Raw genomic sequence first — 20481 nt, forward strand, 5'->3', positions numbered from 1 at the left:
GTGTTCACCGTCGTTAGTTGGGTGCTGGGTTCCTCGCTGCACGCTTGTCGTCCGTAATCCGGATGACGTCGTCGATGAGGAACTCCTGGCCGATGATCATGATCGCGGTACTGGCGGTCGTCAGCGTCGTCAGCTGGTCGTCGGCGATATCGCCGGCCGCGAGGTCGCGCGCGGCCGAGCCCAACAGGTAGTAGCCGCCGAGCATCGACTTGGCGTCCCAGAGTCCCCGGTCGATCATCTCGCTGGTGACTAGCGGCTCCCGCTGCCAGAGGTAGTAGTCGAGTCCGTCGATCCACAGCAGCGACCCCTCCGCGGCCCGCTGGTGGAGCGGCGCGACGTACTCGTGGACGACGCCGTCGTCGACGGCGTCCGCCGGCGGATAATCGGGCGTCTTCATCCACCACGATAACTGCTCGCGCGAGTTCACGATGTTGACCACCAGTGCCGTCTGTTCTTGCTCCGCGAAGCCGACCTCGGAGAGCGTCGCCGGAAGCGCGTCGATATGCAGGAGTTGCCGCGTCGTCTCCTCGATGTGTCCCGGCTCGAACGCCGGCAAGTTCTCCTCGGCGCTCGCGAAAAAGCCCACCTCAGTCAGGTGCTCGTTGATTCCCCACGCCGCCGTGGTCAGCTCTTGATACGCCGATGCCCCCTCTTCGGGGATCCCCATCGACTCCAGTTCGGGCAACAGTTCGAAGCTCTCCTCGAGCCCCGCCAGTTCCTCGTTCAACAGCGCCGCGTCGAGCGTTCCCGTCAGTCCAGCGCGAACCGCCTCGCCCATCTCGGCGAGCCCGTCCGCAGCACCGCTCGAGACCTCCGCGCGGAGATCACGCAGCGTCGCACCGGCGATACCGCCGCCGGCGATGACGCCGAGGGCTTTGAGGAAGTCACGACGATCCGCGTCGCTCACCTCCCCGTAGCTGTACCTCTCTTCGGGATTGGTACCATATGCCATGATGCCTCTCGAGAGACAGCGTCGGCCTCAATAGATGCTTCCACAGTTGCGGGTATGGAATATATTTCTTCAGGAACGTCGGTTCGCTGTATTTGCTTCGTCTCTTCCCGTTAGTTGATGGCTAGTGTCAATCAGCAGTTAGCACGGGCCCTCGACGGACAAGAGATAGTTTCCGTCCCCGAAATCGGAGTAACTCGAGACTCCGTGCGAATAGTCACAGTCGGGCTACCGCGATCAGAAAGACGGAGACGGAGCGGCTACAGTAACTTTGATTCCGCTCAACGACTCGATGACGGCAGTCAGTCACTCCGTGTCGAGTTCGAACTGTTCGTTTTCGGAGACGGCGTTGAGCACGATGCTCGTATTCGATTGGTTAATGTCAGGATCGGTGATCAGGGACTTGATCTCGTCGTTCATGTCGTCCGTGTCTTTGAACTTCCCGATCGCGATGACGTCGTAGTCCCCCGTGACCTCGTAGACGGAGATCATCTGGCGGTGATCCTTCAGCGTCTGTGTAATTTCGGGAAGCGCGCTCCCTTCGGCTTTCAGCTGCATGACAGCGGTGACATCGTATCCCACCGCGTCGTAGTCGACTTTCGGCGTGTAGCCCTCGATAACACCTTCCTCCTCGAGATCGGAGAGGTGATTCGAGACCGTCGTCACCGAGACGTCGAGTTCTTCGGCGAGGCTACGGAGGCTGGCTCGGCCGTCGTCGAGGAGTTTGTTTACCAGGTCTGAGTCCAAGTCTTCGTAGGTCATTACCGGTACAAGGTGCTCCTTCTACTAGGAGTTTACGAATATCCAGTTCTATTCGCGCCCAGTGAGTCGATGTTGTGAGATACGCGGATGTGCCGTGTATGGGTGTAGATTACTGCAAATAGACGAATCGTCATCACCTCTCCGGTGTCATGTGCATCCAGCAACCGAACGAGCGTCACTACCCGACGAACCGATCGAAACTGCTGGTATCACTCGTCCTTTCCCGATTCGGATTCTCGTCCGTGACGTTGACGACTCGAGAATTCGGTCGTCGCGAATCTGCCGTTTGGGATTTGTACTAGGTTGGGATGAGCTCACGGCTCGAGAGAAGACAGCTCTCCACGGAACAAAACCAAAGGGTTCGTTCGGTAACAAGTGACAGCGGGGTTCTCCGTCCGGGATTTGAACCCAGATATATAAAACCTGTTTCGTCGACCTATAGGCGAATCGAATTATCAGGAAAACCGGCCCTGTTGAGAGCCTATTCTTCAGATGTATTTTAGCGTGAAACACGCGGTGATATTGGGCGAGAAGGGGCCCTCATAGTTTGTTTCCTGTGATATCGGCAGATACGGCATATTATCCACTTTGCGAGTCTGTCCACCTATCCGGGTTGCCATACAAGTGAGTTGTACACGTCATCTACTATTCTTCCTAATCACTTTCTCTTCTCAAGTAATATCTATTGGTTATTGAAATTTCATGGTCGATGTTATTGTGCATGGGTGACTGAATGACTGACTGCTATGAGGCTCAACAGACGACGGTTCATCGCAGGCACAGCGCTGGCAGCAGCCGGCATTGGTATCAGTGGAAATGTCCTCGCAGATGGGCACGAGCTACCGGTCAAAATCGTTGAAGTTAATCCGACCGAGGAAACGGTTATCCTCGAGAATACAGGCAGCGAGACCGTTGATCTTGGAGGCTATCTGCTGGATTGGGAGCATGAAAACGACGAAGATCAGACTAAAGCCTTTGAAGAAGGTGTGACAATTGAACCTGGCAAGCAGCTATCAGTCTGGTCAGGTTTCCAGTCAACTCAAATAGGTGACGTTAAGGCAGACTACCAAATCGCAGACTATGATCATGGCCGAATTAATGACCAGGATCCGGACGTTATCGCTCTTCTCTCACCCGAGGGTGAACTCGTAGCGACAAGTGATGGATATACCTCCGGAGGGGACAACTCATCAGGTGACAACTCGGGTTCGGATTCAGATTCTGATACGGATTCGGACAACACTGGTGACGAGTCGTCAGCAGACACCGATGAGACCACCAACGACGATACTGACGTTGAATCCGACTCCGACACAGGCGACGAAGATGCTGGCGGAGAAGCCGACGAAGACGTCAACGCTAATGCTGACGAAGAAGAGGAAGCTGAAGCCGAAGCAGAAGCTGAAGATGACTGCTAACTAACGCAGCAGTTCCATCTCCTCGTTTTCTCTCAGCTACCGTTATTCTACTTTGAGGAGACAGTGAGGTCCCTTGGAGTCCAGAAAGAACGCTAAATGTAGAGAGTCTTAAGAAGAGGATTCGGCTAAAAGGACAAGAAAAGTCACTATATAACAATGATTTATACCACGTGTGAAAACTGCGAGACGGCGAAGCTATCTTAGTGCTCCGTCTGGGATTTGAACCACGCGAAGACGTTCCTGCTCGCTCACTTCGTTCGCTCGCGGGCTGCGACGTCTCTGATTCAAATCACAGAGCGTCCGCTTTTTGCTCACTTCGTTCGCAAAAATGCTCCGTCTGGGATTTGAACCCAGGTCATCGGCTCGAAAGGCCGAAATGATTGGCCGGACTACACCAACGGAGCGATCACGCTGTTCTCGCACCGAGGCTCGCTTCACTACGTTCAGCGACCCACCGGAGCGATCCGTCACACGCGCTGTGTGCAACTGGTCGTTGCCGGGGGCTAGTAAAAAGGGTTCCGTTCCGGGCTGGGGATGGCACACTATCACGCACGCGTCCAGTTTCGCTCACGACTGCCGAAGTGACGACCCCTCGAGCGACATCGAGAGCTCCCCCTCGAGCCCGAGTAAATCCACGATCGTCGGCGTCACGTCCGTCGCGTCGACCGGTCCGTCGCCCTCGAGTTCGGGCGCTGCTGGTCCGCCGAGGCCGAAACAGCCGTAGGCGGATTCGTCGACGCGGCCGTGGGAGCCACTCACCTGTGAGGCGTCCAGCGAGACGAGTCCCTCGTCGCCGAAGAACAACTCACAGGGGTCGAAGCCGGGTTTGGCATGGATGTCCATCTCGGTCGCGTACGGCGGCGCGTTCGCGCGGTCGTCCCACCAGTAGTACTGGAACCAGGCGTCAGGATCCGCGACGAGGACGAGGTCACCCGCGTTCGGGTGGTCGATCCCGCGCTCGGCCTTCCCCGAGTCGTCGAGCACCGCGTCGATACCCTCGAGCCCCGCGAGCGCATCGCGAGCGGCGTCGACCGCTCCCTCGGCGTAGATGTGTGCGATCTGGTGGTCGACCATCGCGAACGCGTCCGAACCGCCGATGTCGGCGTCGCCGTCCGCGTCCGTCTCGAGCAGCCCGGCCTCCCGAAGCGCGCGGTTGGGGAATATCGGTCGATCCACCTCGTGAAACCCGTACTCGCTGACGAGGGTGAGGACCGTCTCGTCCCAGCGGTCCGTTTCCGAGAGGTCGGCGAGGAACCCCTCGAGGAGGTCGTCGACGGTCTCGAGTGCCGTCGCGAAGGCGTCGCTGCCGGGGCCGTCGCTCTGTCCGGCGTAATCCAGGTGGGGGACGTAGATCCACAGCAGGTCGGGATCGAACCGGTCGATCGCCTCGCGTGCTGCCGCGAGGATCCAGCGGCTCCCCTCCTCGTTCGCACCGGGCCCCCAGTAGTTGTGCAGCGGGAAGTGGCCGAGTTCCTCGTGGAGGTCATCGTAGAAGCCGTCGGGATTCGTCCAGCAGTTCATTTCGAGGAGGTTGTTGTCCTCGTCCTCGATCGGTGACGGCGTGACCGCCACGTCGGCGCTCGTCCCGATCAGGTGCTGGAAGTTCAGCGCGCCGGTGGTCAGCCCAGCCACGTCGCTCGCGGTCTCCCAGATCCGGTCGCGACCGTCGCGGTCGCGCTCCCAGAACTCGGCGGTTTCTCGCTCGCGGTCGTATTCGCCGCTCGAGACGTCGCCGTGCTCGCTGGGACCGCGCCCGGTCGCGAGGGTGGTCTGAGCCGGAACCGTGACGGCGGGAAACGGTGGTCTGAGGCCGGTCACGCGTTCGCTTGAGAAGTGCGACTCGAGCGTCGGCGTTCGGTCGGCGTCGATGTGCTGGGGCTGGAGGCCGACGACGTCGAGGACGATCGTTCGGCCGGCCATCTGGGCCGTCTCGGGAATCGTGGGTGCAGTCATGGGATCTCAGGGGCGTGTCGGGATGCAACGGGAATCGGTGGGGATCGTTGCGTCTCAGCGATGCTCCTCGGCGTAGTCGTACAGTCGGTCCAGCTGCCGGGAGAAGTCGTGCTCGTCGACGCCGAGCGGGGCTTTGAAGAACGACGCGAGCTGGGGCTGAAGCCCGCCGTCGCCGTGTTCGTCGGCGTGGGAAATCAGCCGCACCAGATCGAGCACGAGCGGCGCGGCAAGCGCGGAGTCCGACCCTTCCCACGTGAACTGCATCTTCATCTCCGTCTCGAGGAAGCCCTCGAAGTGGATGTAGTCCCAGGCCGTCTTCCAGTCGGCCAGCGAGGGCGTGTAGTCGATCCGGACCCGGTTGTGACCGATATCGGGGAGGATCGAATCGAGCACGTCGCCCTTGCTCGCGAGCTTGCCGGCGGCGTTCGCCTCGTCCTCGAGAACGAGGCCGTCCTTGTTGCCGAGGATGTTGTGGCCCTCCCAGCTCATGACTCGCAGGTTGCGGCCGGCGAACATGGGCGCGAGCGCGGACTTGACGAGCGTCTCGCCGGTCTTCGCGTCGCGTCCCATGTGCGGAACCTCGGTTTCGGCCGCGAGTTCGCGGACTCCCCCGAGCGTGTTGGCCGTACTCGGCGTGAAGTTGACGAACGGATGTCCGCTGGATATCGCGGCGTAGGCGTAGAGGACGCTGGCGGGAAGGTCGCGGTCGTCCTCGTCGATCGCTCGCTCGAGCGCGTCGCGCGTGTCGTAGCGGTCCGACTCCGCCAGTTCGGGTTCCGTCGAGGCGACGTTGACGACGACGAGTCGCTCGAGGTCGTGGCTATCGCGGAACGTCTCGTAGTCGTCTCGGATCTGGTCGACGACGTCCCGAATGGACAGGTCTTCGGCGAGCTGTTCGCTGTCCTCGGAGACGGCGGCACCGCAGTTGACTGCCGTGCCGACCTCGATCCGCTCGTCGATCGCGGCCAGATCATCTCGAACCGCCTCGAGCGTGTCGGCGTCCGGAACGCCGTTTCGATCGCGCTGGCGTTCGGCCTGCGCGACGAGTGACTCCGGTTCGATGTCGTGGCCCCCGAAGACGAATCCCTCGACGGGCGGGAGCTCGAGGTTCGAAACCGTATCGCGCTCGGTGACCATCCCAGTGGTGTCGGTCGCTCCCTGAGCGATGGCGCGAGCGCCGACGATCGACATCGTCGCGACGTTTCCGCGTGCCCCCACGAGCCAGACCCCCGTTCGATCCGCGTCGTCGACCGCTGGATGTTCCCCGTGGCTCATCGGGTCTCATCCCCTCCCGACGGCCGCTCGGTCCGGACTGTCGACGCGCGTTCACCCGTCCCCTTCTCGGGATCGATCCACAGCGGGTTCGTCACTGCCGTCGCTCGTTCGATCAGCGTCATTCCTGCGACCGTGGGGGCCGAACGGCTTTCGTTATGACTCGCGTAGCGGGAGTAACACGGTTTTGATCGCTCGTAACGCCGTATTCCGCCGCAGAGAGGTGTTGATTCACCATCATCAACCTCGGGTTTGGCGATCGAACGATCACAGCACCAAACCGTCGGGTCGTGGGACGGCAGAATATGCGGATTATCGATCCTCACATGCACATGGTATCGCGCTCGGCCGACGACTACCGACGAGCGCGGCGGGCGGGTATCGAGTGCTGTATCGAGCCCGCGTTCTGGAGCGGCCAGGACAAACACCACGCGGGTGCCTTCTTCGACTACTTCGAACAGATCATCGAACACGAGACCGACCGTGCCGAGCGGGCCGCCGGGATGGACCACTACGTGACGATCGGGCTCGAGCCGAAGGAAGCGAACTACCGCGAGATGGCCGAGGAGGTCGTCGACCGGATCCCGGAGTACCTCGAGCGCGACCCCGTCGTCGGCGTCGGCGAGATCGGCTTCGATCAGGTGACCGACGACGAGGAGTGGGCGTTCCGCCGCCAGCTCGAGATCGCAGAGGAGCGCGAACTCCCTGTCATCGTCCACACGCCGCACACGGACAAGCCGTCGGGCACCGAGCGGATCGTCGAGATCATCGAAGAGATGGGCGTCACGCAGGAACGGATCATTATCGACCACAACACGGAGAATACGATCGACATTTCGACGCGAACGGACTGCTGGATCGGCTTCACGCTCTACCCGGGCAAGATCGAGACCGAGTCGGCGATCGACCTGCTCGAGGAGTACGGCACCGACAACATGATCTTCAACAGCGCCGCGGACTGGGACCCCTCGGATCCGCTGGCGGTGCCAAAAGCACGTGACCAGATGCTCGACCGGGGCTGGGATCGCGAGGAGGTCCGCAAGGTCGTCTTCGAGAACCCCTACGAGTTCTTCGACCAGTCGCCGAACTTCGACTACGAGGCCTGACTCATGCAGTTCGGCTTCTCCACCAACGCCTTCCGGGAGTATCAACTCGAGGACGCGATCGAGGCCATCGCCGACGCGGGCTACGACGGCGTCGAACTACTGCTCGACGAGCCCCACCTCTATCCACCGAACGCAACCGACGAAGAACGCGAACGCGTCGAAGAGGTCCTCGATACGCACGGAATCGCCGTCAGCAACGGCAACGCGTTCATGCTGACCGCGATCGAGGGCTTTCACCATCCCTCCTACATCGAACCGGACGAGGAGTACCGCCAGAAGCGAATCGACTACACCCTCGCGGCGCTCGAGACCGCGGCCGACCTCGGACTGCCCTACATCTCGATCGAACCCGGCGGGCCGATTCCCGACGGAAAGTCCCGCGAGTGGGCGATGGACACCTTCGTCGAGAGTCTCGAGCAAGTCATCCCGACGGCCGAGGCAGTCGGCGTCGACCTCCTCGTCGAGCCCGAACCGGACCTCCTGATCGAGACCGGCGACGAGTTCCTCGCGCTCCTCGAGCGAGTCGATTCCGAGCGCGTGAAGTGCAACTTCGACGCGGGCCACTTCTACTGCGTCGGCGAGGATCCGGCCGAACTCGTCGAACCGCTCTGGGAGCACACGAGACACTACCACCTCGAGGACATCCCAGCCGACCGGACCCACGAACACACCCAGCTCGGCGACGGCGCGATGGACATCGACGCCTTCCTCGGCGAACTCGAGGACCGGGGCTACGACGGCTTCGTCACCGTCGAACTCTACCCCTACGAGGAGACGCCGATCGAGACCGCGCGGGAGGCGATGGCCTACCTCGAGGAACGCGGGTGGGCGTAGGGTGGCCGGCGGGGTGTCGTCGGATCGAAACGGGAACGCGGGGTCGGATGCAGAGGCGGAGGCGGACGCAGACGCGGAGGCGGACACAATCGACGGCGAGGGTGAGGGCGAATCCGAACCCGAACGAGGCCTGCAGGCGACCCTCGGGGCGTTCGCCGAACTGGTCCGCATGCCGAACCTCTTCACCGCACCGCCGGACGTGATCCTCGGGGCCGCACTGGTGAGCGTCGCCGGCTCCGATTTCGTCCCAGCCACTGTCGCCGGACTCGCGATCGCTTCCGTTTGCCTCTACGCGGGAGGAACGACCCTCAATGACGCGTTCGACGCGCCCATCGACGCTCGAGAACGGCACGAACGCCCGATTCCCTCCGGTCGCGTGTCCCGGCGCGCCGCGTTCGGACTCGGATTCGCGCTGCTGCTCGTCGCCGTCGGGATCGCGTTCGTCGTCGCCGGCGGTCCCGCTGCCGTCGCCGCCGGACTGGTCGCCGTCGCGATCGTCGCCTACGACGGCCTTCTGAAGGGAGCCGCCGCCGGCTTCCTCGCGATGGGTGCGACGCGCGGGCTGAACGTCCTGCTGGGTACGACTGCGGCCGGAAGCGCGGTGCTCGAGTCCCCGCTCCGACTGCTCGCCGTTCCCGCGGTCATCACCGGCTACGTCGCCGCCGTCACGTTCATGGCGGCTCGAGAGACCGAGGGTGGCAACCGAGGTGCCGTCGCGGTCGCCGCTGCGGGTGCGGTTGCAGCAGTGCTCGCCGTCGGCTGGTACCTCGTCGCTGTCGGTCCGACCGCGCTCGAGGCGGTAGTCGCGACCGCGTTTGCCGTTGCCTTCTGCTGGTGGGTCAGTCGTCCCCTGCGAGCCGCGTACGCCGATCCGGTACCGAGTACCGTCGGGCCGGCGGTCGGCGCGTGCGTCCTCGGACTCGTGTTGCTCGACGCGGCCTTCGCCACCGCAGCGGGGGTTCGCTGGGGACTTGCTGCCGGCGTCTTTCTCATTCCGGCGGTTGGTCTCTCGCACGTCTTCGACGTGACGTGACTACCCACATGTGGTGGTGCGCTGTGACGTCGCGGTGGCGCGCGCTGGGCCGCGGCGAAGAGTGAGTATCGACCTCTCAGAAGGATGCCAGAAATGGCGTGCTGAATATAGAACACGAGTTTAGCACAGTGGCTCCGGCAATGGTGTCCTCAGGCGACCCGCTCACTAAGCGTGAGACTGGTTCCTGAAACCCGAAACGAGAGAGCAACCCGCCGTCTTATGGTATCCAATCTAGGAGTGGTTCCAGACTCGGTTAGTACACGACGAACTTATCCAATCTGGGATTCATCATTGTTCATATGAGCGATCAAGCAGGGGCTCCAGGGGGCGGATTTTGGGCGGACGCTGCCGGCGAACGTGCACTCGATCGCTACTCTACGCTCATTAATATGATCGACGACGGCATCTACCAGCTTGACGCCGAGGGGCGGTTCGTCGCGGTTAACGACACCATCGTTGAATTAACGGGCTACTCTCGAGAGGATCTCCTCGGCGAGCACGCGTCACTTGTGCTCATCGACGAGGACGTCAGTCGTATCCAGCACGAGATCGTCCGGCGGCTCACTGACGACCGCCAGAACGAGGCTATCGAGTTCACAGCCTTGACGGTTGACGGCAACACAATCCCATGCGAGTTGGAGATGCACCTCCTCGTCGAGAATAGAACGTTTCAGGGGTCCATAGGGGTTGTGCGCGACATCACCGAGCGCAAGCAGGCGGAACGTGAACTCCGACAGGAACGCGATCTCGTCAAAGGAATCGTCGAGACCAGCCCCATCGGAATCGCGGTCATCGACGCCGATGGCGAGGTGACCTTCGCCAATGAGCGCGCCGAGGAGATATACGGTCGCTCCCGCGACGAACTCGGCGGTTTCTCCCACGACGACCCTCGCTGGGATCTCGTCAATGAGAACGGTGAGCCGCTTGAGACCGGGGAAGCACCGTTCGACCGTGTGGTCACGGAGGAAGAGGCGATCTACAATCAGGTCCTCGGCCTTCGCAAGCCCTCCGGTGAGCGCGTGTGGCTGGCAGTCAACGGTGCCCCGCAACAGAACGAAGACGATGAACTGGAACAGGCCGTATTCGCGTTCGAGGATGTGACTGAGCAACGCGAGAACGAGCGCAAACTCGAGAAGAGCGAGCGTCGGTACCGGACGCTCGTCGAGAACTTCCCGAATGGATCGGTAGGAATGTTCGACGAGGACATGCGGTACACCGCCGTTGGTGGACAGCTCTTGAAGACGCTCGATATGGAGCCGGAGGACCGAATCGGGAGCACCATCCACGAACTCCATCCGGACAGTCTCGTCGAACAAATCGAGCCATACTTTCAGGGCGCACTCGAGGGAGAGGCCGATACCTTCGAGATCGAGTTCGGGAGCCGACACCTCCACGCGCACGCTCTCCCGGTCAGAGACGCCAAAGACGAGGTGTTCGCCGGCATGATCGTCGTCTGGGATGTCACCGAGCGCAAGGATCGCGAACGCGAACTCGAGCGAAATAAAGAACAGTTCGAGACTCTGTTCGAAGTGATCCCAGTCGGTGTCGTCGTCGCGGAGGCTGACGGGGAGATAATCGAGGCCAACGATACTGCACACACTATCTGGGGCGGGGACGTGTTCGATGCCGACTCCATCGAGGAGTACGACCAGTACCCAGTGCGATGGGCTAATTCGGGCGAGCCGGTGCCCCCGGAGGAGATGACGCTGGCCCGCGTAGTCGATGGCGAGGAAGTGACCGAGCCAGACATCTTCGAGATCGACACCGCTGACGGCAAACGACGGATCATCCGAGCGGAGGGCATGCCGATCCGGGACAAGACTGGCAAGGTGACCCGCGGAGTCGTCACCCTGAGCGACATTACCGAGCGTAAGGAGGCCCAGCGTCAGCTCGCAGAATCTGAGCGACTCTACCGCACATTGGCCGAGCACTTTCCAAACGGGACGGTCGGCGTCTACGACCACGACCTCCGGTACACGCTGGCGGCAGGGGAGAAAGTGGGTGATCCCGCACCCAGCGCAGAGGAAGTCGAAGGGACACGAATGCCAGAGCTATACCCCGACGATGCCGTGGCGGATCTCGAGCCGTTGTTCCGGACTGCCATCGAAGACGGCGAGACCGGAACCATCGAAACCGAGGTCGTCGGTCGTGACTGGCGGGTGTGGGCCACGCCGTTACGGGATGCGGACGGCGAGATATACGCCGGACTGAGCTTCGCCCAAGATATCACCGAGCGCAAGGAGCACGAACGCGAACTTGAACGGGCACTCGACTTGCTCGAGCGGACTGAGCGCATCGCGGACGTCGGCGGCTGGGAGATCGATCCGCAGACCCAGGACGTGTTCTGGACCGACCACATCTTCGAACTCCTGGAGGTGCACACCGATGAGGAACCGCCCCTGGACGAGGCCCTCGACATGTACCACGAAGCGGACAAACCGATAGTCGAGGAGGCCGTTGAGGACGCGCTCGCCTCCGGCGACCCCTTTGATATCGAGGTACGGCTCCGGACAGCAGCCACCGATGAAATACGCTGGCTTCGACTTCAGGGGGCTCCGGAGACCGTCGGCGATAAGGTCGTCTCGTTCCGCGGGGCGGCTCAAGACATCACCGAACGTAAACAGCGCGAGCAGCGACTCAAAGAACTGATCGACAAGCTCGAGGAATCCAACGAACGCCTCGAACAATTCGCCTACGCCGCCTCCCACGACCTCCAAGAACCCCTGCGGATGGTCTCGAGCTATCTCCAGCTGCTAGAAAATCGCTATGCTGACGACCTCGACGAAGACGCGCAGGACTTCATCGAGTTCGCGGTCGACGGCGCCGACCGAATGCGCAACATGATCGAGGGGCTCCTTCAGTACTCACGAGTCGAGACACGGGGTGACAACTTCGAGTCAGTCGAACTGGACGCCGTCGTCGCGGACGTCTGTGATGATCTTCAAGTTCGGATCAAGGAGACCGACACTGAGATCACCGCTGACTCGCTGCCCCGTGTTGACGGAGACGAGGGGCAGTTGCGTCAAGTGTTCCAGAACCTGCTGGACAACGCCATTGAGTACAGCGGCGATGAACCGCCCAAGGTGGATATCTCAGCCGAGCGAAACGGGGCTAAATGGGTTATCTCGGTCAGCGACGAGGGGATCGGTATCGAGCCGAAAGACGCCGACCGCGTCTTCGAGGTGTTCCAGAGCCTCCACACCCCAGACGAACACTCCGGTACCGGGGTCGGGCTCGCGTTGTGCGAGCGCATCGTCGAGCGCCACGGCGGCGACATCTGGATTGACTCCGTACCTGGCGAGGGGACGACATTCTCGTTCACACTCCCTGTGGCGAGTGGCCAGAAGAGATAGACTCGCTTTACACTCGGTTTAATTTGTTGATTTGACACCGTCCGCAGTGATGCGTACGCGCCCTCTATTCAGTAGACGTGGACGAGATTCTCAATGCAATAGCATGAGAACGGTTGAGGGGTGTCTCATCACAAGCAACCCGCCACTGAGTGGGCGAATCGGCACCGAAAAGCACTGACGACCCGGCACACCCACGAAGATGTCCTCACCGACCGGCAGTTCGAACTCCTGCTGGAAGCGTGTTCAGCACTCCCAGAGCCGCACAACTTCGAGGCATGATTTATCTGTCTCACTGCAGGGCGACTCGGGCTACGCGCCGGGAAAATCGGTCATTTCCAGACCGGGTGGGTGAACTGGAACCGCCGAACGATTCGCATCTCGCAGCACGAACCATGCGGTGTGGGTACTGCCGACGGCAGGCCCGACAGGAAGCCGCCCACAACGATAGTCTGTCCGTCGCAGATGCTATCGCGTCTCGGTGGCATCCAAAGACTGTCGCCTCGGCTCGACTTCCTCTATCGATTTGTAGTCGCTTTCGAAAAGATTGCTGCTAAGTACTGAATCCATTTTTGTGATCTCTCGCGGATCAGACCCAATAGGCGCTTCTAATCTGGATCCACGATTTCGTAGACTCTCACGTTCGTATCACCGAGCACATCAATGAGATTACAGTCGGCCATCTTAGATGCTGTTCAGTACAGGTGGCATACTTATCGAAGAGCAACACGGTACAGCGATGATACAATGACTGCTTCGAGATAAAGAACAACGAGTGTAATCACCCATGAGACGATTCCACTTCCAATTCCGGGGATGAAAGGGGGTACAGTTAGCGCAAAATACGTAAGTGCTGGAACGATCACTTCTCTAAGATTCTACTGCGAACACAGGTTTCCTGCTCGCGTGGCCACGAGGGATTTTCCCGTCCTCCCCAACCGACTCGGTCGGTCGCGATGCTTCCTCCTTCGTCCCTCGTACGGCTCCGTGCCACGGCTTACCGCCGGTTCGCGGTGCCCTCCAGCCACCGCTCACAATAATCGCGCTTCGAGTGTGACGGGCCAACGAATTAGTGCCCCTCCGGTGTACGAGCCTCAGATCGATGGTCGAACTCGCTTTCTCGACGAATGCGTACACGCGTCACTCGCTCCCCGAAGCTGTCCGCCGGATCGCCGACCACGGCTACGCCGGCGTCGAACTGCTCGGCGACGACCCTCACGCCTACTTCCCCGACTTCGAGGACGCCGATCGCGACGCGCTGCTCGAGGCCCTCTCGAACACCGACCTCGCCGTCTCGAATATCAACGCGAACACGGCGATGGGCTACTACGACGACGCGCCGCCGTCGGCGTTCTTCGAGCCGAGCGTGATCCGTGCCGACGACGAGGCCCGCGAGTGGCGCGTCGAGTACACGAAGCGAGCGATCGACCTCGCCGAGACGGTCGACTCGCCGGCGATCTGTCTGGCGACCGGCCGTCCCCTCCCGGGAACGGCGCCCGAGGAAGCCCGCGACTACCTCCGCGAGTCGCTCCACGAGATCCTCGACTACGCCGAGGCCCGCGATGTGGAGGTCGGCATCGAGTTCGAACCCGAACTGCTGATCGAGAACACCCACGAGGTGCTCGAGTTGATCGACGAGATGGGCCGGGACTCGCTGGGCGTCAACCTCGACGTCGGCCACGCGGCCGTCTACGGCGAGGACGTGACCGAAAGCATCCGCGCCAGCGCCGGCTCCATTACGGGGGTTCACCTCGAGGACATCGTCGGCGGCCGCCGTGGAAAGCACTATCACCGGATCCCCAGTGACGGAGACCTCGACTTTCGGACGATATTCGACGCCCTCGCGGACATCGGCTACGACGGGTTCGCCACGCTCGAGCTCTACACCTATCCCGACGAACCTGACCGAGCGGCGCGGGAGGCGTTCGAGGCGCTCGAGGAGTACGTGTAGCGTCCCCACCTGCCAGACCCACCATCGGCTCATCGGTTCGAACACCCTCAAGCGCGCCGCCTTCTCAATCCTTTTTACCCCCTGCGACCATCCATCGACTATGAAATACGTCCGATTCCGAGACCCGGCCGGCGCAGTTCGCCGCGGCGAGTACGAGAACGGCACCGTTCACTTCGCGAACGAGAGTTACAGCCTCGAGAGCGACGAGATCGACGTTCTGCCGCCGTCGGAGCCCTCGAAGATCGTCTGTATCGGGAAGAACTACGCCGACCACGCGGCGGAATTCGACTCCGAACTCCCCGACCGACCGATGCTCTTCCTGAAGCCGCCGAACGCGCTCGCGGCCCACGGCGACACCGTTACCCTGCCCGCGGGCAAGGAGCGAATCGATCACGAGGCGGAACTCGGCGTCGCCATCGGCGAGCAGTGTCGCCACGTCCCCGAAACCGACGCGATGGACGTCGTCGAGGGCTTTACCTGCGTCAACGACCTCTCGAACCGCGACGACCAGAATCGGGAACAGAACTGGATCCGCGGCAAGGCCTTCGACGGTGCCGCGCCGATGGGGCCCGTCCTCGCGACTCCCGACGAAGTCCCCGCGGATGCCGCCGTCCGGACTCGCGTCAACGGCGAGACGAGACAGGACGGCTCCCGCGAACAACTTGCGTTCTCGATCCCCGAACTGATCGCCGAGATCACGACCTATCTCACCCTCGAGCCCGGCGACGTGATCGCGACCGGCACGCCCGAGGGCGTCGGCCCGCTCGCTGACGGCGACGAGATCGAGATCGAAGTCGAGGGCGTCGGCACGCTCGAACACTCGGTCCGCATCCCCTGAGCGCTACTCCGTTCCCGGTGTCCGCCCTCGGCCCGCGATCGATCCGATCCGAGGCGATCGGAGTGGAACGCTTTTCGGCCCGCTTGAGAAACGGTCTCGCATGACCGTCCGATTCGACGCGGTGACCGCCGACTGGTTCGGCCACGCGGCCGTCCGACTCGAGGGGCAAACCGGCACAGTCGTCTATCTGGATCCCGATCCCGAAGAGTACGGCGTTCTCGATGGGCTCGAGCCCCGTGACGGCGATCTGATTCTCGTCTCCCACGATCACCACTACGATCCCGAGTCGATTCGACGCGTCGCTCGCGAGGACGCGCTGGTCGTCGTTCACGAGTCGATCGACGCGAGCGAGATCGGCCGCGTCGACGAGCGACCGGAAGCGCTCCCGTTCGCGGTCGAACGCGTCGCCGCCGACGAGTCGTTCGTCCTCGGGCCGCTCGATCTGTTCACGACGCCGGCGTACAACGATCCGGACGGTCCACACACCGACGAAAACGGAACGCCGTCCCATCCCGAGGGGCGGGGCTGTGGCTTCGGCGTCACCATCGACGGCATCACCGCGTTCTGGCCCGGTGACACCGACGTGCTTCCGGTTCACGAGGACGTTCCGGTCGACCTCTTCCTCCCGCCGATCGACGGTACGTCAACGATGGATCGCCACGAAGCGGCGGCGCTGGCCGACCGCCTCGAGCCTGATCTCGTGCTTCCGGTTCGCTACGATCCCGCCGCGGCGACCGAAATTGACGTCGACGCGTTCGTCGTCGACGTTGCGCACCGGGGCGTTCCGGTCGTCCTCGACGAGTGACGGCCGGCGGCGCTGTCAGTCAGACGCCGACGCGCGACCAGGCGAACACGGCGATGACGACGAGAACCAGCACTCCGAACGCGATCCACTGCCCGAAATTGGTGTCGGCGATCGGTGCGAAGACGTCGACGAGACCGGTCCCCTGCAGGAGCCCCAGCGCTAGGACGACGACGGCCATGATCGAGATCAGACCGATCGTGACTCCCTCTTTCATCATCCACGCGGTTTCATCGGCCTCCTGCGCACCGGAGGTCGTCGGTTCGTCTATCGCTTCCTCGTCCGGGTCGCTGTGCATCGGCCGTTCGCTGTCTTTGTCGTCCGCCATATCACTGATTCTAGATGGTGACAAGCCGCGCGGACGGGAACCGGTTGCACCTGCAGACACAGGGCGTCACCGAATGGTCGTTTCAGAAACCGTCGAAAATCACCGTCAAACGAGGCCTCGAGCCGAACTTCGAGATACCACGGTTCGAAGAGTCTCTAGAGGATGCCCATATCGCCCAACCGCTCGGGCAGATACGTATCCGTCACGAAGTCCAGCCCGTGTGACGCCAGCGATTGCTGTTCGGACTTCTTTCCGATATCGAGTTGCAACTCGATCTGTTCCGTCCAGTAGTCGGTCTTGAAGCGCGGGTCCTCGAGTTCGCTCTCGAGAGCGTTGATGTCCGAATCCGAGAGCGGATCGGTCGGCAGTTCGTATTCGACGATGTCGCTGGGCTGGATACCGATGAAGTCAGCCTCGGGGGTCGCGAGGTACTCCGAGAGGTGAGCGGACTTGATCGAGCCGTAGGCGACGGAGCCGTAGATGCGGTACGACCACGGGTCGCCGTCAGTGAACACCACCACGGGGAGGCCGAGTTCGTCATGGAAGCGCTTCGTCAGTCGACGCGTGGCGCGCGCGGGCTGGCCCCCGAGGTGGACGACGATGGCGTTGTACTCCTCGTCGAAGCCGTTCTCGACGAGCCGGTCGCGCATGCCACCGGTCTCCACGCAGAGGACGAAATCGGCATCGTGGTCGAGGAACTCGATCGTGTCGGGGTTGTTCGGAATCTGGTATCCGCCCTGTCCCACGTCGAGCTGACAGTGGATATCGCGGTCGCCGCGGTTCGTTTGCTCGCGGATATGGAGTGGCCCCATCACCTTCGCCCCCGACTCCTCGGGGCGCATGTGGAAGTCCTCTCGAGTGACCCCGGAGACGATCTCTAAGTCCTCGATCATGCCGTTCGACTCGTCCTGGCTCGTGAACTGGGCCTCGTCGTTGTCCCAGCTCTCCGAGAGGTAGTAGAGTTCACGCAGCGTGGACGAGCGGTCTTCATCGAGTTGCTCGGCGAGGAATTCGATGGTGTAGACGGCCTTGAGGAGCTTCCGGGCGCCCCGAACCGAGTTCGCCGACCGGGTCGACTCGCGGTCACCGTAGACCCAGACGGACAGCTCCTCGTCGTACTCGATGTTGTTCTTCGTCCGCGTCGGCACGGACATGTGGGGGATCTCGCCCAGTTCGAACTGGTCGTAAAACTGCGCCGCGAGATCGATCAACTGCTCTCGTGCCTGCTGATTGTCGTCCGTGCTCATTGTTTCACCGTAATTTCGATTCGCTCATTCCGAGCCATCATTCGCACGCTCATGATGACACCGTCAGCTTCTCGCTTTCGACGCCTTTGACGTCCAGATCGAACGTTGTGCCGTCCGGTACCTCGTACTCGAGCGCTGCCTCGTCGTCGCTCGAGACCTCGGGTTCCCACGTGACGAACCACTCACCGTCCATCTCGACGACGTTCGCGCCGTCGGAGAGGTTCGTCGGCTCGGCCGAAACGATGTCGGTCACCTCGAGTGACTCGTTCGTACTCGAGTTGTTCTCGACGACGACGGAGACGGCCGTTCCGTCGCCGTTTTCCTCGGTCCGACGCTCGACGAGGACGTTGTTCATGATGCGCGCGATCGCGTCGTCAATGTCGGGTTCATCGCGACCGGTGACCTCGGCGACCTTATCGGCCATCTCCGGGAGGATCTTCCCGAGGACGTTCTGTTTCTTCCGGCGCTTCTGCATCGACCGGCGCTTGTTGAGGAAGCTCTTGAGGTCCCGAGCCGCTTCTCGAATGGCGAGTTCGATCTCGTCTTCGATCTCGGGGACGTTCGCGACGGCGTCCTTCGATTCGCTGGTGAAGGGAACGTTCGTCGAGGCGACGTGGACCATGATCACGACCGGCCCGTTGGGCAGGCCGGAGCCGCCGGGCTGATCCAGGCCGTAGTTGCGCCAGCCGATCGATTTGACGACGTCGGTCGTCGCACAGGCACCGCGCTGGTAGACCAGCGGGACCCGGTTCGCAAAGCGCATGACCTGCCCGGTCCCTTCGGCTGGGAGTTCGCCGCCGTAGGCGATCCCGGCCTCGACGATGAACGGATCACCGCCGGAGACGCCGGCGTCGCGCGTCGCGGACGCGTAAAAGTCGGCGTCGAACTCCTTCTCGAGGCCGGCGGTGATGAGGTCCTCGGAGATGGGCGCGAGACACCGCGTCGGCGGTGCCATGATATCGGTCGCGCGCATCGCGTCGACGAGGTTGCTGGTGGCGTCGCGGTCGCCGTTGAGTTCGCGAACCAGCGGCGGATCGTCCGGGACGGTCGCCATGACGTCCCAGATCGCCTCGATGACGTTCTCTCGTGCCGTCTCGCCGAAGGAGACGTCGTCGTACTCCTCGGTGAGATCCGCGGCCCGGTCGACGTGCGCTCGAAGTCGCTTCTGGGTGAGTCGGTGACGGACGTTTTCGTCCGCGTGTTCATCCTCGAACCTGGCCGCGAGGCGGTCGGCGAAGGCGTGAATCACCTCATCGTCCTTGCGGGTACTCGTCGCGTCGTCCGCGAGGTCGTACAGGTCGGCGACCAGCCGCGAGTCGCCGTCGACCCCGCTCCCGTCCTCGCTGTCCTCTGCGTCCGCTGCCGTCTCATCGTCCGCTTCGACGGCGTCGATCAACTCGAGCCAGACCGCCTCGACGGCGTTTTCGCGGACGGTATCGCCGAACGTCGAGCCGTGGTCGTCCGCGACCGCGTCAGCGGCCGATTCGACGGCCTCGCGCAGTTCGGAGTGGGCGATGCGGGGGGAGCCCTCGACGGCCTCGGTGATGGCGTCGGCGAACGCGGCCGTCGCGTCGTGGCCCTTGTTCGCGGTCGCGTCCTCGACTGCGGCGCGGAGGTCGACGGGTTCGTGTGAAGCGGGGGAACGCCACCGCATCTCGCGGCCGTAGTGGCGGTCACGAAACTCGTCGATGACCGAGTCGGCGGTCTTCTTCCCGACGCGGGTAAACTCCTCCTGCAGGAATCCCGAAACCGTCTGGGAATCCGTCGCCGTCAGCATCTTCATCACGGTGCCGAGTTCGACGCCGTGAGGGTGCGGGCGAATCTCTTCGGTCTCCTCGGGAAGCTGGTCGGTCGCCCGCTCGAACTTGAAGTGTTCCTGCGGTTCGCGCAGCTCGAGGCGGGCGTGAGGGTTGACGACCGCCGTGTGCTTGATGTAGTCGTGGAGCTGCTGGCGGGCGCGCATGTTGGCTTCCATCTCGAGTTCAATGCGCGTCCCGTGGGGTCGATCCCAGGTGGTCGTCCCCTCGACGCTGATCTCGGGCTCGTTGTCGTCGGTATTGATGATCAGCTCGAAGTACTCGGCTTCGCTCGAACCCTGGGTTCGGCTGGTGATTTTGGCGGGTTTCCCGCTCGTGAGCTGCGAGTAGAGGACGGCCGCTGAGATACCGATCCCCTGCTGGCCGCGGGACTGTTCGCGCGCATGAAAGCGAGAGCCGTAGAGGAGTTTCCCGAAAACCTTCGGGAGCGTTTCTTTCGTGAGTCCCGGTCCGTTGTCCTCGACGATCAGGCGGTAGTAGTCACCGGCTTCCTGAATCTCGACGTAGATATCCGGGAGAATGCCCGACTCTTCAGCGGCGTCCAGGGCGTTGTCGACGGCCTCCTTGACGGCCGTGACGAGGCCTCGAGCACCGCTGTCGAAGCCGAGCATATGCTTGTTCTTCTCGAAGAACTCGGCGATGGAGATCGACTGCTGACTTTCGGCCAGCTCCTCGGCGATCCCCGCCTCGTCACCGAGTGTCGACTGTAACGACGTCATCGTCTTCTCTTACTAACGGGGAGGCTAAAAGGTGTGTGCTACCAGAGTGAAAGTGAATTCGTTGTAGCGCCGACGGTCGGTTCGACGCGTTCGAGGGACCGA

General features: G+C 62.2%; 16 protein-coding genes and 1 tRNA gene. 8 read left to right on the forward strand and 9 right to left on the reverse strand.

Features of this window, described 5'->3' with window-relative positions; all coding sequences use genetic code 11:
• Positions 1–13: 13 nt before the first annotated feature.
• Both HYG81_RS21400 and lrp read right to left on the reverse strand, forming a co-directional pair.
• Positions 14–952 carry a twin-arginine translocation signal domain-containing protein gene (locus HYG81_RS21400; protein WP_180841716.1) on the reverse strand — a complete coding sequence of 313 codons (939 nt, stop codon included), beginning with the start codon at positions 950–952 and terminating at the stop codon, positions 14–16.
• Between the two features lie 303 nt (positions 953–1255).
• Positions 1256–1711 (reverse strand): HTH-type transcriptional regulator Lrp, encoded by a 456-nt coding sequence (gene lrp / locus HYG81_RS21405; RefSeq protein ID WP_180841717.1) that lies wholly within the window; start codon positions 1709–1711, stop codon positions 1256–1258.
• Between the two features lie 746 nt (positions 1712–2457).
• Between lrp and HYG81_RS21410 the strand changes: the two genes are divergently transcribed.
• Positions 2458–3129, forward strand: a complete 672-nt coding sequence (locus HYG81_RS21410) for a lamin tail domain-containing protein (protein ID WP_180841718.1) — start codon at positions 2458–2460, stop codon at positions 3127–3129.
• A gap of 329 nt (positions 3130–3458) precedes the next feature.
• Here the strand turns inward: HYG81_RS21410 and HYG81_RS21415 are convergent.
• The 4 genes from HYG81_RS21415 to HYG81_RS45350 all read right to left on the reverse strand — a co-directional run bounded on the left by HYG81_RS21415 (position 3459) and on the right by HYG81_RS45350 (position 6479).
• A tRNA-Glu gene (locus tag HYG81_RS21415) sits at positions 3459–3533 on the reverse strand.
• Between the two features lie 163 nt (positions 3534–3696).
• A complete protein-coding gene (locus tag HYG81_RS21420) occupies positions 3697–5082 on the reverse strand; it encodes an alkaline phosphatase family protein (protein WP_180841719.1) in 1386 nt (461 codons plus the stop codon).
• A gap of 54 nt (positions 5083–5136) precedes the next feature.
• Complete coding sequence (locus HYG81_RS21425) at positions 5137–6357, reverse strand: inositol-3-phosphate synthase (RefSeq protein ID WP_180841720.1); 1221 nt, start codon at positions 6355–6357, stop codon at positions 5137–5139.
• Positions 6354–6479 carry a hypothetical protein gene (locus HYG81_RS45350; protein WP_255647649.1) on the reverse strand — a complete coding sequence of 42 codons (126 nt, stop codon included), beginning with the start codon at positions 6477–6479 and terminating at the stop codon, positions 6354–6356. The genes HYG81_RS21425 and HYG81_RS45350 overlap by 4 nt, the downstream gene beginning before the upstream one ends.
• A 180-nt stretch (positions 6480–6659) precedes the next feature.
• On the opposite strand from HYG81_RS45350, the gene HYG81_RS21430 reads away from it, so the two are divergent.
• From HYG81_RS21430 to HYG81_RS21460, 7 genes are all read left to right on the forward strand, one after another.
• Entirely contained in the window at positions 6660–7460 is an 801-nt protein-coding gene (locus HYG81_RS21430) for a TatD family hydrolase (RefSeq protein ID WP_180841721.1), read from the forward strand.
• A 3-nt stretch (positions 7461–7463) separates the two neighbouring features.
• The gene (locus HYG81_RS21435) at positions 7464–8294 is read left to right on the forward strand and encodes a sugar phosphate isomerase/epimerase family protein (protein ID WP_180841722.1); all 831 of its coding nucleotides are present in this window, start codon (positions 7464–7466) and stop codon (positions 8292–8294) included.
• 1 nt (position 8295) lies between these two features.
• Entirely contained in the window at positions 8296–9327 is a 1032-nt protein-coding gene (locus HYG81_RS21440; protein ID WP_226376012.1) for a UbiA family prenyltransferase, read from the forward strand.
• Between the two features lie 299 nt (positions 9328–9626).
• Positions 9627–12680, forward strand: coding sequence for a PAS domain-containing sensor histidine kinase (locus HYG81_RS21445; RefSeq protein WP_180841723.1), 3054 nt, complete (start codon positions 9627–9629; stop codon positions 12678–12680).
• A gap of 1099 nt (positions 12681–13779) precedes the next feature.
• Positions 13780–14628: a sugar phosphate isomerase/epimerase family protein gene (locus tag HYG81_RS21450; RefSeq protein WP_180841724.1), complete on the forward strand. Its 849-nt coding sequence runs from the start codon at positions 13780–13782 to the stop codon at positions 14626–14628.
• A 100-nt stretch (positions 14629–14728) separates the two neighbouring features.
• Positions 14729–15466, forward strand: a complete 738-nt coding sequence (locus HYG81_RS21455) for a fumarylacetoacetate hydrolase family protein (RefSeq protein ID WP_180841725.1) — start codon at positions 14729–14731, stop codon at positions 15464–15466.
• Between the two features lie 100 nt (positions 15467–15566).
• Positions 15567–16271, forward strand: coding sequence for an MBL fold metallo-hydrolase (locus HYG81_RS21460; protein WP_180841726.1), 705 nt, complete (start codon positions 15567–15569; stop codon positions 16269–16271).
• Between the two features lie 19 nt (positions 16272–16290).
• On the opposite strand, the gene HYG81_RS21465 is transcribed toward HYG81_RS21460, so the two are convergent.
• The 3 genes from HYG81_RS21465 to HYG81_RS21475 form a co-directional block, all read right to left on the reverse strand.
• Positions 16291–16596, reverse strand: a complete 306-nt coding sequence (locus HYG81_RS21465) for a hypothetical protein (protein ID WP_180841727.1) — start codon at positions 16594–16596, stop codon at positions 16291–16293.
• 155 nt (positions 16597–16751) lie between these two features.
• Positions 16752–17843: a DNA topoisomerase IV subunit A gene (locus HYG81_RS21470; RefSeq protein ID WP_180841728.1), complete on the reverse strand. Its 1092-nt coding sequence runs from the start codon at positions 17841–17843 to the stop codon at positions 16752–16754.
• Between the two features lie 49 nt (positions 17844–17892).
• Complete coding sequence (locus HYG81_RS21475) at positions 17893–20379, reverse strand: DNA topoisomerase VI subunit B (RefSeq protein ID WP_180841729.1); 2487 nt, start codon at positions 20377–20379, stop codon at positions 17893–17895.
• Between the last annotated feature and the right edge of the window lie 102 nt (positions 20380–20481).

It is taken from the genome of Natrinema zhouii (assembly GCF_013456555.2).
Taxonomy (GTDB): Archaea; Halobacteriota; Halobacteria; order Halobacteriales; family Natrialbaceae; genus Natrinema; species Natrinema zhouii.

Bases quoted from the DNA above. Each gene is read 5' to 3' on its own strand.
- HYG81_RS21400 (WP_180841716.1), bottom strand. From the start codon at position 952: ATGGCATATGGTACCAATCCCGAAGAGAGGTACAGCTACGGGGAGGTG.
- lrp (WP_180841717.1), bottom strand. From the start codon at position 1,711: ATGACCTACGAAGACTTGGACTCAGACCTGGTAAACAAACTCCTCGAC.
- HYG81_RS21410 (WP_180841718.1), top strand. From the start codon at position 2,458: ATGAGGCTCAACAGACGACGGTTCATCGCAGGCACAGCGCTGGCAGCA.
- HYG81_RS21420 (WP_180841719.1), bottom strand. From the start codon at position 5,082: ATGACTGCACCCACGATTCCCGAGACGGCCCAGATGGCCGGCCGAACG.
- HYG81_RS21425 (WP_180841720.1), bottom strand. From the start codon at position 6,357: ATGAGCCACGGGGAACATCCAGCGGTCGACGACGCGGATCGAACGGGG.
- HYG81_RS45350 (WP_255647649.1), bottom strand. From the start codon at position 6,479: ATGACGCTGATCGAACGAGCGACGGCAGTGACGAACCCGCTGTGGATC.
- HYG81_RS21430 (WP_180841721.1), top strand. From the start codon at position 6,660: ATGCGGATTATCGATCCTCACATGCACATGGTATCGCGCTCGGCCGAC.
- HYG81_RS21435 (WP_180841722.1), top strand. From the start codon at position 7,464: ATGCAGTTCGGCTTCTCCACCAACGCCTTCCGGGAGTATCAACTCGAG.
- HYG81_RS21445 (WP_180841723.1), top strand. From the start codon at position 9,627: ATGAGCGATCAAGCAGGGGCTCCAGGGGGCGGATTTTGGGCGGACGCT.
- HYG81_RS21450 (WP_180841724.1), top strand. From the start codon at position 13,780: ATGGTCGAACTCGCTTTCTCGACGAATGCGTACACGCGTCACTCGCTC.
- HYG81_RS21455 (WP_180841725.1), top strand. From the start codon at position 14,729: ATGAAATACGTCCGATTCCGAGACCCGGCCGGCGCAGTTCGCCGCGGC.
- HYG81_RS21460 (WP_180841726.1), top strand. From the start codon at position 15,567: ATGACCGTCCGATTCGACGCGGTGACCGCCGACTGGTTCGGCCACGCG.
- HYG81_RS21465 (WP_180841727.1), bottom strand. From the start codon at position 16,596: ATGGCGGACGACAAAGACAGCGAACGGCCGATGCACAGCGACCCGGAC.
- HYG81_RS21470 (WP_180841728.1), bottom strand. From the start codon at position 17,843: ATGAGCACGGACGACAATCAGCAGGCACGAGAGCAGTTGATCGATCTC.
- HYG81_RS21475 (WP_180841729.1), bottom strand. From the start codon at position 20,379: ATGACGTCGTTACAGTCGACACTCGGTGACGAGGCGGGGATCGCCGAG.